We start from the raw sequence: 15,959 nt of genomic DNA, 5'->3' as shown, positions 1-15,959 counted from the left end.
TCGTGTACAGGTTTTCGCAGCGTTGGCGGGAATGGGACTTTACCGGTTGAGAAAGCGCTGTCAGAGTGCCGAACCAGCCATACCGCACGTGCTCTTCCGTCCCGAGTTCCCCTCCGCGAACGGAGCTGATGCACATGAACCGCCGTACCGTCCTCGCCCTCGCCGTGGGCGCAGCCCTGCTGGCCTCGGGCTGTACCGGCACCGGAGGCACCTCCAAGGGCGCGGATGCAAAGGCGCCCGACGATCCCGCCAAGGTCGACGGGACCATCACCGTCCTCACCCACCGGACCGACCTCGTGCAGGACGGGACGATGAAGAAGTACGCCGCCGAGTTCAACAAGACCTACCCCAAGGTGAAGGTCGAGTTCGACGGCCTCACCGACTACGAGGGTGAGGTCAAGATCCGTATGAACACGGAGAACTACGGCGACGTCCTGATGATCCCGGCCGTGATCGAGAAGAAGGACTACCCGAAGTTCTTCGCCTCGCTGGGCAGTCGGTCCGAGCGCAGCAAGAAGTACCGCTTCACCGACTACTCCACCGTCCAGGGCAAGGTCTACGGGCAGAGCCCGATCGGCGTGGTCCCGGGCTTCGTCTACAACAAGAAGGTCTGGAGCGCGGCCGGCGTCACCGACTGGCCCACGACCCCGGCCGAGTTCCTCGACGACCTGAAGGCCATCAAGGCCAAGACCGACGCGGTCCCGTACTACACCAACTTCAAGGACATGTGGCCGCTGACCCAGTGGACGAACGTCAACGGCTCGGTCGGCTGCGACCCGCAGGCCACCACCCGGCTCGCCGAGGGGAACCCCTGGGCGGAAGGCGCCGACCTGCGGGTCGGTGACACGCTGCTCCACGACATCGTGAAGTCGGACCTCATCGAGAAGGACCCGACGACCACCAACTGGGAGGCCTCCAAGCCCCGCATGGCGAAGGGCCGGATCGCCACGATGTGGCTCGGCTCCTGGGCGATCGTGCAGATGCAGGACGCGGCGAAGCAGGCGGGCACCGACCCGGCCGACATCGGCTTCATGCCGTTCCCCGCCCAGAAGAACGGCACCTTCTGCGCGGTGACGTCGCCCGACTACCAGCAGGCCGTCAACGTCCACTCCGAGCACAAGGCCGCCGCCCGCGCCTGGATCGACTGGTTCACCGACAAGTCCGGCTACGCGAACGCCAACCTCGCCCTCTCGCCCCTCAAGGACGCCCCGCTGCCCGACGTCCTGGGGCCGTACGAGGAGGCGGGCGTGAAGCTCCTCGACATCGACGACACCAAGGGCGCCGAGGTGAAGTCCATCGACAACCAGTCCGAGGTCGGCATCTACAAGCCCGACTACCGCCAGGAACTCGTCGACCTCGCCCGCGGCGCCCGCAAGGGCAGCCTGGACGACTTCCTGACCGGGCTGGGCGAGAAGTGGACCGAGGCGCAGCAGAACCTGGGGTCCTGATGACCGACACCACCCGGAAGGCGGCGCGGCCGGTGCCGCCGGCCGCGCCCGCCGGGCCGACACCGCCGTCCGCCGCGCGCCGGCCGCGGCGGTGGCGGGGCGTGACCCCCTGGCTGTTCCTGATCGCCCCGCTCGCCCTGCTGATCGCCTTCACCTACGCGCCGATCCTCAACATGGTCGCGTACAGCTTCACCGACTGGGACGGCGTCAGCCCCGAGCTGCACTACACGGGCGCCGAGAACTACACCGAACTCTTCACCCGGCCCGAACTGTTCGAGGTGTTCTTCGTCAGCGGCTACTACCTGGCCGCGTCCGTGGTGCAGATCGCCGCCGCCCTCTACTTCGCCACCGTCCTGAGCTTCAACGTCCGCTTCCGCAGCTTCTTCAAGGGCGTGCTCTTCTTCCCGTACCTGATCAACGGCGTCGCGATCGGCTTCGTCTTCCTGTACTTCTTCCAGGACGGCGGCACCCTCGACGCGATCCTGAGCCTCTTCGGCCACGACGGCGACCGCGCCTGGCTCGGCACACCCACGTCGGCCAACGTCTCCCTCGCAGGCGTCTCCGTCTGGCGCTACCTGGGCCTGAACTTCGTCCTCTTCCTCGGCGCGATCCAGTCCATCCCGGGAGAGCTGTACGAGGCGGCGGAACTGGACGGGGCGAACCGCTGGCAGCAGTTCCGCCACATCATCGCGCCCGGCATCCGGCCCGTGCTGAGCCTGTCGGTGATCCTGTCCGTCTCCGGGTCGCTGTCGGTCTTCGAGATCCCGTACATCATGACCGGCGGCGCGACCGGCACCGAGACCTTCGTGATCCAGACCGTGAAGCTGGCCTTCCAGTTCAACAAGACGGGCCTCGCCTCGGCGGCGGCCGTCGTACTGCTGCTGATCATCCTGGCGGTGACCTGGGTGCAGCGGCGCCTCGTCCCGGACGACAAGGTGGACCTCGTATGACGCGCCGTGCCGTGGCCCGTGTCCTCGTGTACCTGTCGCTGGTCGTCGCGACGCTGGTCGTGCTGCTGCCGCTCACCGTGGTCTTCCTGACCTCGCTGAAGACCTCCGGGGAGATGGCGGACGACAGCGGCGCCCTCACGCTGCCCGACGACCCGCTCAACTTCGACAACTACGTGACGGCGTTCCAGGACGGCCGGATGCTCTCGGCGTTCGGCAACACGGCGGTGATCCTGGTCGTCGCCATCGGGGGCACGGTCCTCATCGGCTCGATGACGGCGTACGCCATCGACCGCTTCCGGTTCCGCTTCCGGAAGCTCGTCCTGGCCCTGTTCCTGGTCGCCGCGCTGGTCCCCGGGGTGACCACCCAGGTGGCCACCTTCCAGATCGTGAACAGCTTCGGGATGTTCGACAGCCTCTTGGCGCCGATCGCGCTCTACATGGGCACGGACATCGTGTCGATCTACATCTTCCTGCAGTTCGTACGGGCCATCCCCGTCTCACTGGACGAGTCGGCCCGCATCGACGGCGCCAACGCCTTCACCGTCTACCGGAAGATCATCTTCCCGCTGCTCAAGCCCGCGATCGCGACGGTCGTGATCGTGAAGGGGATCAACGTCTACAACGACTTCTACATCCCCTTCCTCTACATGCCCTCCGAAGATCTTGGCGTGATCTCGACGTCCCTGTTCCGCTTCAAGGGCCCCTTCGGAGCCCACTGGGAGACCATCTCGGCAGGCGCGATCCTCGTCATCGCCCCCACCTTGATCGTCTTCCTGTTCCTCCAGCGGTTCATCTACAACGGTTTCACTCGAGGGGCCACGAAATAGGGGGCCTTCTTTCAAGGGGCGCGGGGAACTGCGCGAACAACCCCAAGGAACCCGCAGCCGCCGTACGCCACGAAGCGCTACGGCGGCTAGGCCTCCTTCGCGGACAGAGCCTCCACCAACACCGGCGTCACCAACTCCACCTGCCACGGTCGCGCACCGTACCCGGCAAGCGCGGCCCCCACGGACTCCGCATCCACCACCGCCGGCGGCTCCCAGCACACCCGCCGAACCGTGTCCGGCGTCATCAGATTCTCCTGCGGCATGTTGAGCTGCTCGGCCAGCGCCGAAACACCCGTCCGGGCCGCGGACAGCCGAGCCGCGGCCGCCGGATCCTTGTCGGCCCAGGCCCGCGGCGGCGGAGGACCGGTCACCGGCTGCCCCGGCTGCGGCAACTGCGCCTCGCTCAGCGCCTTCGCCCGGTCCACGGCCGCCTGCCACTGCTCCAGCTGCCGCTTGCTCATCCGGTGGCCGAAACCGTTCAGCGCGGCCAGCGCGTGCACGTTGGCCGGAATAGCCAGCGCGGCCTCCACGATCGCCGCGTCCCCGAGCACCTTGCCCGGCGAGACGTCCCGCCGCTGCGCGATCCGGTCCCGGGTCTGCCACAGCTCCCGTACGACGGCCAGCTGCCGCCGCCGGCGCACCTTGTGCATGCCGGACGTACGCCGCCAGGGGTCCTTGCGCGGCTCGGGCGGCGGGGCGGAGGCGATCGCGTCGAACTCCTGGCGGGCCCACTCCAGCTTGCCCTGCCGGTCCAGCTCCTTCTCCAGCGCGTCGCGCAGGTCGACGAGCAGCTCGACGTCCAGCGCCGCGTACCGCAGCCAGGGCTCGGGCAGCGGCCGGGTCGACCAGTCGACGGCGGAGTGCCCCTTCTCCAGGACGAAGCCGAGGACGCCCTCGACCATCGCGCCGAGGCCGACCCGGGGGAAGCCGGCGAGCCGCCCGGCCAGCTCCGTGTCGAACAGCCGCGTCGGCACCATGCCTATCTCACGCAGGCAGGGCAGGTCCTGGGTGGCGGCGTGCAGCACCCACTCGACGCCGGACAGGGCTTCGCCCAGGGCGGACAGGTCGGGGCAGGCGACGGGGTCGATGAGAGCCGTTCCGGCGCCCTGGCGGCGCAGCTGGACCAGGTAGGCGCGCTGGCCGTAGCGGTAGCCGGAGGCCCGCTCGGCGTCGACGGCGACCGGTCCGGAGCCCGCCTCGAAGGCGGCGATCACCCGGGCCAGGGCGGCCTCGTCCGCGATCACGGGCGGAATGCCCTCGCGCGGTTCCAGCAAGGGGATCGGCGCCTCCGTAGCAGAAGATCCGCCGTCGTCCGGAGGAGCGCCTCCGGTGGTTCGCAGTGAGCTGTCTGCTGCGGTCTCGTGGGCGTCGGTCACATGTCAAGGGTATCCGTGTATGGACAGCGCCCGTCGACGGAACGTTCCGTCGACGGGCGCCCGGGGTCGCAAACCAGTCAGGTCGGGGGAGTGTCGGGTGCGCGAACCGTGAGTGACATGAGCGGGACCCGCGGCCGGTCCCGTTCACGTGAGCGCATGATCACAAAAGGTCATCGTGAAGCGGGTCAGTGAATGATTCCGGTACGCAGGGCCACCGCGACCATGCCGGCGCGGTCACCCGTGCCGAGCTTGCGGGCGATGCGGGCGAGGTGGCTCTTGACGGTCAGTGCGGACAGGCCCATCGATACGCCGATCGCCTTGTTCGACTGGCCCTCCGCGACCAGCCGCAGCACCTCGACCTCGCGGCCGGACAGCTCGCGGTAGCCGCCCGGGTGGCTCGGGGCACCCGGGGGGCGGCGGTGCAGGCGCGCGGCGGCGGCGCCGATGGGAGCGGCACCCGGCCGGGTGGGGAGCCCGACGTTGGTGCGGGTGCCGGTGACGACGTAGCCCTTCACACCGCCGGCGAGCGCGTTGCGCACGGCGCCGATGTCGTCGGCGGCGGAGAGGGCGAGCCCGTTGGGCCAGCCCGCGGCGCGGGTCTCCGACAGCAGGGTGAGGCCGGAGCCGTCCGGCAGGTGGACGTCGGCGACGCAGATGTCGCGGGGGTTGCCGATGCGGGGACGAGCCTCCGCGATGGACGAGGCCTCGATGACATCGCGCACACCGAGCGCCCACAGGTGGCGGGTGACGGTGGAGCGGACGCGCGGGTCGGCCACGACCACCATGGCGGTCGGCTTGTTCGGGCGGTAGGCGACCAGGCTTGCGGGCTGCTCGAGGAGAACGGACACCAGGCCTCCTGGGGTGCGGGACGGGACCGGCTCGTGGGGTTTAAGCCGGGACGAACCGTGCTTTCAAGGTCACAGTCGTCTTCGGCACCCAGCCCGTCCGCCTTTAGAGAATGATCACGAATCGGTGATAACAATCCGTACAATTCGGACACGCGGTCGATCATTCGAAGGCCGGACGGTTTCGGTCTGCGTCGGTACGCGGTCGAAAGTGGCCGTATCGACAAAGTGATTCGGCCAAGAGGGGGACGCAGGTGTGATCGTCGACAGGGCATGGTTGACCGCCCCGTACAAGTTCGATCAGTACGGGGTCGGAACTGGTTCGGTCAGCGGGACTGCGGTCCTCGCCGCTGCGGCAGCGTCACCACCGACGCGTCCCCCGGCCCGGCCGGCGGCAGCCCCGCGACCTGGGCGAGCAGATCGCACCAGGACGCCAGGTGCGCGGCCGTGTCCGGGACCCCGCCCAGGCCCTCGCGCGGCGTCCAGGAGGCTCGGATCTCGATCTGCGAGGCGGCCGGGCGCGCCGAGAGACCGCCGAAGTAGTGCGAACTCGCCCGCGTGACGGTGCCGCTCGGCTCCCCGTACGTCAGCCCGCGCGTCTGGAGCGCGCCGGTCAGCCAGGACCAGCACACCTCCGGCAGCAGCGGGTCCGCGGCCATCTCCGGCTCCAGTTCCGCGCGCACCAGCGTCACCAGCCGGAACGTGCCCTGCCAGGCGTCGTGCCCCGCCGGGTCGTGCAGCAGCACCAGCCGGCCGTCGGCCAGGTCCTGGTCACCGTCGACGACCGCGGCCTCCAGGGCGTGGGCGTAGGGGGCGAGCCGCTTCGGCGGGGGCGTCGGCTCGACCTCGATCTGGGGCCGCAGCCGCGCCGACCTGAGCGCGTCGACGGCGGCCCGGAAGGGCAGCGGGGCGGTGTCCGCCTCCCGCCGGTCTTTCTCGGTGTCCTTCGCTTCGTCCATTCCGCCAGCGCCGTCCGACAGTCGTCCCTGAGCCGCAGCCATGCCGGAAGATTACGGGGACCGGAGCCCGGGTGCCGGGCTAGACACCCCGCGCCTCTCCAGGGGCTGGATCACGCCCATCGGGGGCGTGCGAAACTTGGCCCGTGAGTGCCAACGACGCCCCCCGGGCCCAGCAGCCGTCCGCCACGTACGACTCAGCCTTCCTCAAGGCCTGCCGGCGCGAGCCCGTGCCGCACACGCCGGTGTGGTTCATGCGGCAGGCCGGGCGCTCACTGCCGGAGTACCGCAAGGTCCGCGAGGGCATCGCGATGCTCGAGTCCTGCATGCGGCCCGAACTGGTCACCGAGATCACGCTCCAGCCGGTGCGCCGGCACGGTGTCGACGCGGCGATCTACTTCAGCGACATCGTCGTCCCGCTCAAGGCCATCGGCGTCGACCTCGACATCAAGCCCGGTGTCGGCCCGGTCGTCGAGCGCCCGGTCCGCACCCGCGCGGACCTCGCCCAGCTGCGCGATCTGACCCCCGAGGACGTCTCCTACGTCACCGAGGCCATCGGCCTGCTCACCCGCGAACTCGGCAGCACGCCCCTGATCGGCTTCGCCGGCGCCCCCTTCACCCTCGCCAGCTACCTCGTCGAGGGCGGCCCGTCCCGGACGTACGAGAACGCCAAGGCGATGATGTACGGCGACCCCGAGCTGTGGGCCGACCTGCTCGACCGCCTCGCGGACATCACGGCCGCGTTCCTGAAGGTCCAGATCGAGGCAGGCGCCTCGGCGGTCCAGCTGTTCGACTCCTGGGCCGGGGCGCTGGCCCCCGTCGACTACCGGCGCTCGGTGCTGCCCGCGTCGGCGAAGGTCTTCGAGGCCGTGGCCGGTTACGGCGTCCCGCGCATCCACTTCGGCGTCGGCACCGGCGAGCTGCTGCGGCTCATGGGCGAGGCCGGCGCTGATGTCGTCGGCGTCGACTGGCGCGTCCCGCTCGACGAGGCCGCCCGTCGCGTCGGGCCCGGCAAGGCGCTCCAGGGCAACCTCGACCCGACCGTGCTGTTCGCCCCGACGGAGGCCGTCGAGGCCAAGACCCGCGAGGTCCTGGACTCGGCGAAGGACCTCGAGGGCCATGTCTTCAACCTCGGCCACGGCGTCATGCCGTCGACGGACCCGGACGCGCTGACGCGGCTGGTGGAGTACGTGCACACGCACACGGCGCGCTGACGCGGCCCGGGGCGCGGGGCCGCACCCACCCCGCGCCGGCCCGGCTCGCCGCGCACGTCCACACGGAAACCGCCCGCTGACGGCCCGGGCCTCCGGCACCGGAGGTCTCAGGCCGTCCCGGCCGCCCACTCGAGTGCCGCCATGGCGCTGGTGAGCTTCATCCGGGCCTGGATCCAGGCCACGGACCGCTCTCCGTCCAGCACCCCGGCCGCGACCTCGTCGCCGCGGTGCGCCGGCAGGTCGTGCAGGAACCAGGCGTCCGGCCAGCGGTTCATGAGGGCCTCGTCGACGTGGAAGGGGCGGAACGTCTGCCGCCAGTGCGCGTCGCCCTTGCTGGTGCCGGTCGTCTGCCAGCGCGTGGTGTAGACGAAGTCGACCTGGTCGGGCAGCTCGTCCATGGAGTGCGACTCGACCAACTCCGTGCCGTGCTCGGCGCCGCGCTTGGCGGCCTCCTCCACCACGTCCGCGGGGAGCCCGTACCCGGGCGGGGTGGCGAAGGTGACCCGGCAGCCGGGGACGTGTGACAGCCCCTGGGCGAGGGCGGTCGCCGTGTTGTTGCCCTCTCCGACGTACAGGACCCTGACGCCTTCGAGGCTGCCCCTGACCAGGGAGATGGTGGCCAGGTCGCAGATGCCCTGGGTGGGGTGCTCCTCGGTCGCCATGGCGTTGATCACCGGGATGCCTCCGGAGCCGGAGAGCGTGCGCAGCTCGTGGAGCGGGCCCGAGGTCCGGGCCACCAGCAGGTCCAGCATGGAACCGAGCACGCGACCGGTGTCCGTCAGCGACTCGCCCGTGTTCGTCTGGAGGTCGTCCGGACCGAACGTCACGGGCGTACCGCCGAGCTTGATGGCGCCGGCCGTGAACGCGGTGCGGGTCCGGGTGGACGTCCGGGTGAACAGGACTCCGACCGTCCGGCCGTCCAGCGGCCGTCCGCCGGCCTTCGGGTCGTCGTGGAAGTCGCAGGCGCGGCGTGCCAGTCGGTGCACGGTCTCGGACGTCAGTTCGCCGAGGGAGAAGATCCCGCGCTCCGGACGGGGAGCGGGCGGGCCGGGCAGGAAGCGGGCGGGCTGCATGGCTAGTCCTCTTTCGGAAGGGGCGGTGACGGGCGCGAGCGGATGACGGGTGGCTGCGAGCCGGCGGCTACCAGCGCCGGGTCTCCCCGAAGAAGTCCTCGATGACGGTGTGGGAGTTGGTCTCCACGGCCTTCTGGTAGACGAAGGCGCCGACCGCCAGGTCCAGGACGCCGAGTCCGAACGGCGAGAAGACCAAGGGCTTGTCGTCTGCCGCCACGGCGTCCCCGCGCATGACGTCGGCCAGCGTCCCGGTGATGAAGTCGCGATGGCCGTACTTCTGCTCGGCCAGATGCACGGAGGTGTCGGCCTTGAGGCAGTGCTCGACGTCGTCGACCACGTTGTACGACTCCGCGATGATCTCCGGGGCGATGTCCCGCAGCGAGATGTTCAGCACCACCTGGCCCGGGGCGAAGGAGCCCGGATCGACGATGTGCGGCACGGCGGCGGTGGTGGCGAGGACGACGAGGTCGGCTTTCTCCAGTTCGGCCGGCAGGTCGGACACCACCTCCGAGGCGTACCCGAGCCGGGCGGAGGTGTGGTCGGCCAGCGCCGCGGCGTACTCCGGGCTGCGGTCGTGGACCGCGACGCTGTCGAAGGTCCAGCCCCGGGCGGCGAAGAACTCCGTGATGTTGCGGGCGATGATGCCGCCGCCCACCAGGAGGACCCGCCGGGCGGCGGTGCCGCCCGTGAGCACCTCCGCCGCGAGCACCGCGGAGGCCGCGGTGCGGGCGGCGCTGATCTGGGACGCCTCCAGCACCGCGAAGGGGTAGCCGGTCGTGTAGTCGTTGAGCAGCAGGGCCGCCGAGGCGCGGGGAACGCCCCGCTCGATGTTGCGCGGGAAGCTGGAGATCCACTTGATCCCCGCCAGCCCGTGCTTCCCGCCGAGATAGGCGGGGAGGGCGATGATCCGGCTGTCCGGCTTCTCCGGGAAGCGGAGGAAGTGGCTGTCCGGGTTCACCGTGTCCCCGGCCCGGTGGGTGAGGTAGGTCTCCCTGACCTCGCTCACGATGCCGGGACGGTGGTCGGCGATGATCTGCCGGGCCGTTCGGCCCCCTATGACGCTGAATTCGAACATGCTCTGTTCCTGTTCTCCCAAGACGGTGTTCGCGGGTTCAGCCGGCCGTTTCCAGGGCGGCGGGGGAGTAGTGGCCGAGGACCCATTCGTCGCTGTAGACGGTCTGGAGGTAGCGGTCGCCGTTGTCCGGGGAGATCGCCACCACCCGGGACCCGGAGGGGATGTCCGCGCGCAGCCGCTGCACACCCGACAGCACAGCTCCGGTCGATCCGCCGAGGAGCAGCCCCCGTTCGGCCGCGAGCCGGCGGCACATGCGGATCGCGTCCGACTCGGGCACCAGGACGGTCTCGTCGGCCTGACCGGGACGGAAGATCTCGGGCCGGCGGCTGGTACCGAGTCCGGGGATGCGCCGGGGGCCCGGAGGGAAGCCGAAGGTGATCGATCCTGCAGTGTCCACGGCGACGATCCGGGTGCGCGGCGAGTACTGCCGGAAGTACCGGGCCACGCCCATCAGCGTCCCGGTGGTGCCCGCCCCGACGAACAGGTGGTCGACCGTGGGGAACTGCTTGATGATCGAGGGTGCGGTCGTGTCGTGGTGCGCCTGGGGATTGGCCTGGTTCGCGTACTGGTTCGGCCAAACCAGCGAGGGGTGTTCGCGCAGTCGCGCCGCGATGTAGTCGATGCGGGACTGCAGATAGCCGCCGCAGGCGTCGCGTTCGCCGACCAGGACCACCTCGGCTCCGAGGGCTCGCATCAGCGCCTTGCTCTGCTGCGAGGTGTTCGGGTCCACCACACAGGTGAAGGCGTACCCCCGGGCGGCGCAGACGGAGCTGAGCGCGATGCCCAGGTTGCCCGACGAGGACTCGATGACATGGCCGCCGGGGACGAGGGCGCCGCTGTTCTCGGCGGCCTCCACGAGTCCCACCGCCGTTTTCAGTTTGATCGACCCGGCCGGGTTCAACCCCTCCATTTTCAGGGCGAGTTCCACTCCGGGGACGAAGCCGGTGAGCTCGAGGAAAATATCGTCGAGTATGACGTCGCTGGCGTTCTCGTACAGCATGGCAGCCTCTCACGTGAGCGAGTTCGCGGTTCAGGAGGGCGAGCGGTCCCGGGTGGCCCGGATCAGCCACCAGGTGGCTGCGAGGCAACCGGCCGCGGGCAGGGCCAGCAGCACCGGTACGGCGTCGACACCGGCCAGTTCGATGCCCTTGCCCAGCACCGGCCCGGCGGCCACCCCGCCGATCATCGAGGCCGCGATCACATAGGCCCCGGCCCGCCGCGCCCGCGGCACCGCCCGGGACAGCCACGGCAGCCCCGTCGGGAAGATCGGCGCGTGGAAGAGGCCGACACCGGCGTACGCGTAGGGCGCCGCCGCCGGGACGAGGGCGAGCAGCAGGCAGACCACCATGCCGACGGAGCTGACGACCATGATCGTCTGCACGGACCAGCGCAGGGTCAGCGGTGCGACCAGCAGTCGTCCCACGGTCACCATGAGCCAGAAGGCCGAGGTCGCCGTGGCGGCGGTCGCCGCGTCGTGCCCGACGGACTCCAGATGCGTCGGCTCCCAGCCGCCGACCCCGGTCTCCACCGCCACCATCAGGACGTACAGCGCGATGAAGACCGAGACGACCAGGGCCACCGAGGACCGCAGCCCGGGAGTCCCCGCCTCGCTCTCCTCGCCCTCCTCGCCTGACGGCGACGGGGCGGGCGCGTCCCCGCCCTCGCGCACGCCGCGCTGCGCCAGCACCAGTGCGGCGGACAGCGCGGCGAACCCGGCGAAGACGGCCGGGTACTCGCCCGGGCCCAGCAGCCCCAGAAGTGCGGGACCGCCCACGGCACCGAGGCCGTAGGCCGCGCCGATGATGTTGAGCATGGCGGGGCTGCGGCGGCCGAACCCCACCGAGAACAGCTGGTTGAGGCCGTAGTCGATGCCGCCGAAGCCCACCCCGGTCACCAGCGCGCAGGCCAGCGCCCACGGCCAGGCCGGGGCCAGCGCGAAGCCGGCCCCGCCGAGAGCCATCAGCGCGTACGAGGCGGACAGCAGCGTTCTGTTGCCCAGCCGCCCGTGCACCCGGTTGAGCAGCAGCACACCGGCCACGCCGCCGACGAAGTGAGCGCTCAGGCTCAGCCCGGCGGCGGCCGGCGACAGGCCGAACTCGGTGCGGAACGCGGGGATCGCCGGACCGTACAGCGCCTGCAGGGCCCCGATCAGGGCGAAGCCCACGCACGACGCGACGACGGCGAACGGACTGAACAGGGGCCGCGCCACGGTGGTGCGGGGTGGCGCGGCCTGCGCCGAGGTCCCGGTCAAGAGACGTTCCTCTTCCCTGTCGCGCCCCTGGCGTGTGCGTCGCGCGGTGTCACGAGGTCACCGAAGGGGCGAGCGCGTCCTGCTGGTCGCCCGCCAGCAGGCGCTCCAGCACCCGCTGGCTGCGCAGCCCGTCGCCGAAGCAGGCCAGGGCGCTGTCGGCGCTCCGCGCGACGCCGGTGTCCCGCGCGGTGACCGCGTCGCGCCACTCCCGCAGCTGGTGCCGGAAGGTGTCGCTCCAGCCGGGCACCTCACCGGGCGGAGAGGCGAGCGTCTCCTCGCGGGTGAACGTGCCCTGTTCCCAGGTGACACGGGACTTCAGGAAGTAGGTCGTGTCGTCCTTGGAGTGGTAGTACAGCTCCTTGCGGTCTCCGATGATCTTCAGCGAGAAGCCGAGCTCCTCCGGCAGCGAGGACTTGGACGTGACCAGGTTGAAGAAGGTGCCGTTCTCCAGACGGCCGGTGACGAACGCGTAGTCGTCGACCTGGACGTCCTGGCCCTCCTTCTGCGGCACGTTGACCTGGAGCTTGGTGCGGCAGCTCGTGCTGTCGACCGGGCTGTCGAAGAGGCGGTCGAGCATGTCGACGAGATGCACGCCCAGGTCGCCGAGGGAGCCGCTGGTGGAGCGGCCCAGGGCGCTGTCCCGCCAGGTGAAACGGGAGCGGGTCAGGGCGCTGCCGCGCCGGAAACCGGCCTCCACGAAGAGGATGGAGCCCAGCTCCCCGCTCCGTACCAGGTTCCTGATCTCGCCGATGGCCTCCAGATAGCGGTAGTTGAAGCCCATGGCGCACACCAGGCCGCTCTCCTCGGCCAGCGCGGTGATGCGCTCGGCCTCCGCCACCGTGGTCGTCATCGGCTTCTCGCACAGCACGTGCCTGCCGTGCCGGACGGCCTCCTCGGCGTAGTCGGCGTGCGTGTGGTTGGGCGAGGCGATGACGACGGCGTCGACGTGCCGGTACAGCTCGGTCGTCGAGGAGAAGACGGGGCAGCCGAAGCGCTCGGCCAGCTCCGCTGCCTTCTCCGGCAGCACGTCGTACACACCGGCCGGTACGACGCCGGGGACGGTCTCGGCGGCGCGCAGGTGGGCGAGGGCGATGCCGCCGGCGCCGATGATTCCTATCTGCATGGTCTGCCTCTCTCAGTGACGGCCCTCCGGTCCGGACCCGCCGGACCGGGGCAAGCGGTTCAGCGGCGGAGGTGGTGACGGAAGGCGGTGAGCAGGGCCTGGGCGTGCGGGTGCGGCGACACCTGCGGGAAGCGGCTCCTGGCCTCGGGCGTGCAGTTGGCGACGAGGTAGCCGTGGCTCACGGCGCCCAGCATCTCCAGGTCGTTGCCGCTGTCGCCGAACGCGAGGGTCCGCTCCGGCGCGACGCCGAAGCGGGCGCACAGGTGCCTGACGACGTTGCGCTTGCCGCACACCGGCGGGAGGAAGTCGACGTCGTAGCAGTCGGCGGGGTCCCCGGTGGCGGGGTTGCAGCGGCTGATGTTGAGCCCGAGGCCGTGCTCGCGGGCGAGGTCGCGCACGAGGTCGAGGCTCTGCTCGTCGCGCCGCGGGTCGCCGAGGGAGCGGAAGTAGTAGTTGACCAGGAACTCGGTCGGGTTCCCGGTGTGCGGGGCGTTCTGCGGGAACAGCTCGACCCGGTGCCGGGCCAGACGGTCCACGGCCTTCGTGACCCGGTCCCGGTCGAATCCGCTGTCCAGCAGCAGTTGCCGCCACTCGGGGTCCGGGCGGGCGACGCCGTCGGGGAAGAACGTCAGCTCGGTGCCCAGCGCGCCGGCCACGAAGTGTGGCAGGACACGGGCGCCGCAGCGCGCCATCTTCTCCCGCACGGAGGCCAGCGAGCTGCCGGTGACCCAGCCGAAGAGCAGACCGTGCTCCACGGCCTCCGTCAGCAGGAACTCCTCCAGCGCCGCGAGGTGGGCCCGTTGCCCAGGGGTCGCGGCATGGGCCAGGTAGGTCTCGTCGAAGTCGGAGAACGCGGCCCAGCCCACCGCCTCCGGCAGGCGCAGGTGGGGTGGCGGGCCGGGGGCCGGGCCGCCGGTGGTGTCGAACGGCAGGGTGTCGGTCATGCCGTCACCGGACCCGGCGCGTCGCCGCGTACAGGGCTTCGACCACGCGGTCCTGCTCGCCGAGGGACAGACCCGCGTGCAGTGGCAGGTGCAGCACCCGGTTGTGCAGCCACTCGGTCCGCGGCAGGTGAGCCTGTCCGAAGAGCCGCTCGCGCACCGGTGTCTCCTGCCGGTGCGTCAGGACGGGGTAGTAGACGTCCGACTCCACCCGGCTCGTCCGCGCCAGGTCCTCCAGCAGCGCGTCGCGGGCCGCCGCGCCGCCGGCCGGCAGCACGGGGAACAGGTGCCAGGAGTGGTCGGGAGCGAAGGCGGGCGCTTCGAGCACGCCCTCCTCGGCGAGGGGGCGGAGCGCGTCCACGTAGCGCCGGGCGAGATAGGTGCGCCGCAGTCCGCGCAGACTGGTCCAGGGCAGCAGGGCCAGACCGATCGCGGCCATGGTGTTGTCGATGCGCGCGTTGAGCCCGAACGCCTCGCACTTGAAGTTCTTCCGGCCCGGCTCGAAGCCGTGGTAGCCGATCACCCGGCAGCGCTCGGCGATCTCGGCCGAGCCGGTGACGACGGCACCGGCCTTCCCGCACAGCCCGACGTTCTTGTACGGGTTGAAGCTGAGGGCGGCCGCGTCGGAGTACTGCCCCACACCGGTCACCCCGAGTGCCTGGCAGGCGTCCTCGACGATCCGCAGACCGTGCCGGTCGGCGACGGCATGCAGCCCCGCCATGTCGGCGAGCTTGCCGTACAGATGGACGGGAAGGACGGCCACGGTGCGCGGAGTGATCAGCTCCGCCACCGACTCCGGGTCCAGGTTCCCGTCGGGCCGGGTCACGTCCGCGAGCACGGGCACGGCACCGCAGGCGAAGACCGCGTTCTCGGTGGCGGCGAAGCTGTTGGCCGGCATGATCACCTCGTCGCCCGGCCCGACCCCCACCGCACGCAGAGCGATCACGAGCGCGTCGGTCCCACTGCCGGTCGCGACGGCGCAGGGCAGGGCCAGGTAGTCGGCGACGGCGTCCTCGAAGGCGGTGACGGCGGGACCGCTGGTGAACTCGCAGCTCTCCAACACCCGCGTGAAAGCGTCGGCGGCGGCGCTCTTCTCCTCCCGCGACAGGAGCCGCTCCTTCGGCAGGAAGGGGACCCCCGCCGCACGCGACGGCTCGGGGAAGAGGGGAGCGACAAGCGTGTCGGGGTGCACGGGAGCGGGGGAGGAGTCCCAGGACGAGAGAACCTTCGCCAGCTCCTTGTTGGCGAGGGTGTCCCGCACGGGGTGGGCGGTCCGCACGCCCCGGGCGAGGTCCTGGACCACCCGGTGCAGACTGCTGCTGTCCCCGGGGAGGGGGGAGCCGGTGAACGTGCCGGGCTCGGCGGTGGCGACGGTCATGCGTACTCCTGGGGTTCGAGGCGTTCGAAGTGTTCGAAAGATCTGGGCAGCGGATAATCCCTGCGCGGACGCATGTCTATGGGCATACGGAATGCTGCGGACAATCGGTCGCCGGCTGCCCCGTTGGCGAGCAGGAATAGCGAACGGACGTGAACTGAACTGCGCGGTGAATGTCGCGCGGAATGCGGTATGGAATCCGGTTCTCAGGCCCGGACGGATCGTATGCAACTGTTCCGCGATGGATGGGTGAGCGGCACACGTCGGTGATGCTGTCAGCGGCCGACAACGTCCGTCAACCGGCAGCTTTTTGCCGTTCCTTTGCGGTCCTGGAATTCCCGGAAGAGCACCTCGGAACGGGGCGGGCGACCGGTCGAGGACCGGCAATTTTCTGCCGGTTCTCCGGTCTTACCGCGCCGAGCAGGGCATATGTCCCCGAGCGGACTCCGTGTGTCGGCGTGACGGCCTTCACTTTTCGTAGCCCCGCTTTCGCGAGTCAGTCCCG

The 15,959-nt window shown here is 70.6% G+C and carries 14 protein-coding genes; 4 read left to right on the top strand and 10 right to left on the bottom strand.

Annotated elements, in window-relative coordinates:
• Window positions 1-134: 134 nt before the first annotated feature.
• From MQE23_RS11290 to MQE23_RS11280, 3 genes are read left to right on the top strand one after another with little or no spacing between them, the layout of a single operon-like run.
• On the top strand, window positions 135-1,448 hold the full coding sequence (locus tag MQE23_RS11290; RefSeq protein WP_037670424.1) for an ABC transporter substrate-binding protein: 1,314 nt from the start codon (window positions 135-137) through the stop codon (window positions 1,446-1,448).
• Window positions 1,448-2,398, top strand: coding sequence for a sugar ABC transporter permease (locus tag MQE23_RS11285; RefSeq protein WP_020273943.1), 951 nt, complete (start codon window positions 1,448-1,450; stop codon window positions 2,396-2,398). Before MQE23_RS11290 ends, MQE23_RS11285 begins: the two co-directional genes overlap by 1 nt.
• On the top strand, window positions 2,395-3,225 hold the full coding sequence (locus MQE23_RS11280; protein ID WP_020273942.1) for a carbohydrate ABC transporter permease: 831 nt from the start codon (window positions 2,395-2,397) through the stop codon (window positions 3,223-3,225). Before MQE23_RS11285 ends, MQE23_RS11280 begins: the two co-directional genes overlap by 4 nt.
• 86 nt (window positions 3,226-3,311) lie before the next feature.
• On the opposite strand, the gene MQE23_RS11275 is transcribed toward MQE23_RS11280, so the two are convergent.
• The 3 genes from MQE23_RS11275 to MQE23_RS11265 form a co-directional block, all read right to left on the bottom strand.
• Window positions 3,312-4,601, bottom strand: a complete 1,290-nt coding sequence (locus MQE23_RS11275) for a ribonuclease D (protein WP_020273941.1) — start codon at window positions 4,599-4,601, stop codon at window positions 3,312-3,314.
• 185 nt (window positions 4,602-4,786) lie between these two features.
• Window positions 4,787-5,449: a response regulator transcription factor gene (locus MQE23_RS11270; RefSeq protein WP_003993737.1), complete on the bottom strand. Its 663-nt coding sequence runs from the start codon at window positions 5,447-5,449 to the stop codon at window positions 4,787-4,789.
• Between the two features lie 323 nt (window positions 5,450-5,772).
• Window positions 5,773-6,447 carry a DUF3000 domain-containing protein gene (locus MQE23_RS11265; protein WP_037670399.1) on the bottom strand — a complete coding sequence of 225 codons (675 nt, stop codon included), beginning with the start codon at window positions 6,445-6,447 and terminating at the stop codon, window positions 5,773-5,775.
• Between the two features lie 101 nt (window positions 6,448-6,548).
• Between MQE23_RS11265 and hemE the strand changes: the two genes are divergently transcribed.
• Entirely contained in the window at window positions 6,549-7,616 is a 1,068-nt protein-coding gene (gene hemE, locus MQE23_RS11260; protein WP_020273939.1) for a uroporphyrinogen decarboxylase, read from the top strand.
• 107 nt (window positions 7,617-7,723) lie between these two features.
• Here hemE and MQE23_RS11255 read toward each other — a convergent pair whose 3' ends face one another.
• The 7 genes from MQE23_RS11255 to MQE23_RS11225 form a co-directional block, all read right to left on the bottom strand.
• Complete coding sequence (locus MQE23_RS11255; protein WP_243379069.1) at window positions 7,724-8,689, bottom strand: ornithine carbamoyltransferase; 966 nt, start codon at window positions 8,687-8,689, stop codon at window positions 7,724-7,726.
• A 67-nt stretch (window positions 8,690-8,756) separates the two neighbouring features.
• On the bottom strand, window positions 8,757-9,764 hold the full coding sequence (gene sbnB / locus MQE23_RS11250) for a 2,3-diaminopropionate biosynthesis protein SbnB (protein WP_243379067.1): 1,008 nt from the start codon (window positions 9,762-9,764) through the stop codon (window positions 8,757-8,759).
• Window positions 9,765-9,801: 37 nt separating this feature from the next.
• Window positions 9,802-10,764: a 2,3-diaminopropionate biosynthesis protein SbnA gene (gene sbnA, locus MQE23_RS11245; protein ID WP_020273936.1), complete on the bottom strand. Its 963-nt coding sequence runs from the start codon at window positions 10,762-10,764 to the stop codon at window positions 9,802-9,804.
• A gap of 30 nt (window positions 10,765-10,794) precedes the next feature.
• Window positions 10,795-12,015 (bottom strand): MFS transporter, encoded by a 1,221-nt coding sequence (locus MQE23_RS11240; RefSeq protein WP_020273935.1) that lies wholly within the window; start codon window positions 12,013-12,015, stop codon window positions 10,795-10,797.
• Between the two features lie 49 nt (window positions 12,016-12,064).
• The gene (locus MQE23_RS11235) at window positions 12,065-13,138 is read right to left on the bottom strand and encodes a Gfo/Idh/MocA family oxidoreductase (protein ID WP_243379066.1); all 1,074 of its coding nucleotides are present in this window, start codon (window positions 13,136-13,138) and stop codon (window positions 12,065-12,067) included.
• A gap of 59 nt (window positions 13,139-13,197) precedes the next feature.
• On the bottom strand, window positions 13,198-14,082 hold the full coding sequence (locus MQE23_RS11230; protein WP_243379064.1) for an HAD-IIB family hydrolase: 885 nt from the start codon (window positions 14,080-14,082) through the stop codon (window positions 13,198-13,200).
• Window positions 14,083-14,086: 4 nt separating this feature from the next.
• On the bottom strand, window positions 14,087-15,457 hold the full coding sequence (locus MQE23_RS11225; protein ID WP_243379062.1) for a DegT/DnrJ/EryC1/StrS family aminotransferase: 1,371 nt from the start codon (window positions 15,455-15,457) through the stop codon (window positions 14,087-14,089).
• Window positions 15,458-15,959: the final 502 nt, after the last annotated feature.

This window comes from Streptomyces sp. HP-A2021, from assembly GCF_022807935.1.
GTDB classification, from domain to species: domain Bacteria; phylum Actinomycetota; class Actinomycetes; order Streptomycetales; family Streptomycetaceae; genus Streptomyces; species Streptomyces afghaniensis.
This window is presented reverse-complemented; position numbering and strand designations above follow the sequence as displayed.

Excerpts from the sequence above, each read along its gene's own strand:
- MQE23_RS11290 (WP_037670424.1), top strand. The coding sequence starts at position 135 with ATGAACCGCCGTACCGTCCTCGCCCTCGCCGTGGGCGCAGCCCTGCTG.
- MQE23_RS11285 (WP_020273943.1), top strand. The coding sequence starts at position 1,448 with ATGACCGACACCACCCGGAAGGCGGCGCGGCCGGTGCCGCCGGCCGCG.
- MQE23_RS11280 (WP_020273942.1), top strand. The coding sequence starts at position 2,395 with ATGACGCGCCGTGCCGTGGCCCGTGTCCTCGTGTACCTGTCGCTGGTC.
- MQE23_RS11265 (WP_037670399.1), bottom strand. The coding sequence starts at position 6,447 with ATGGCTGCGGCTCAGGGACGACTGTCGGACGGCGCTGGCGGAATGGAC.
- MQE23_RS11255 (WP_243379069.1), bottom strand. The coding sequence starts at position 8,689 with ATGCAGCCCGCCCGCTTCCTGCCCGGCCCGCCCGCTCCCCGTCCGGAG.
- sbnB (WP_243379067.1), bottom strand. The coding sequence starts at position 9,764 with ATGTTCGAATTCAGCGTCATAGGGGGCCGAACGGCCCGGCAGATCATC.
- sbnA (WP_020273936.1), bottom strand. The coding sequence starts at position 10,764 with ATGCTGTACGAGAACGCCAGCGACGTCATACTCGACGATATTTTCCTC.
- MQE23_RS11235 (WP_243379066.1), bottom strand. The coding sequence starts at position 13,138 with ATGCAGATAGGAATCATCGGCGCCGGCGGCATCGCCCTCGCCCACCTG.
- MQE23_RS11230 (WP_243379064.1), bottom strand. The coding sequence starts at position 14,082 with ATGACCGACACCCTGCCGTTCGACACCACCGGCGGCCCGGCCCCCGGC.
- MQE23_RS11225 (WP_243379062.1), bottom strand. The coding sequence starts at position 15,457 with ATGACCGTCGCCACCGCCGAGCCCGGCACGTTCACCGGCTCCCCCCTC.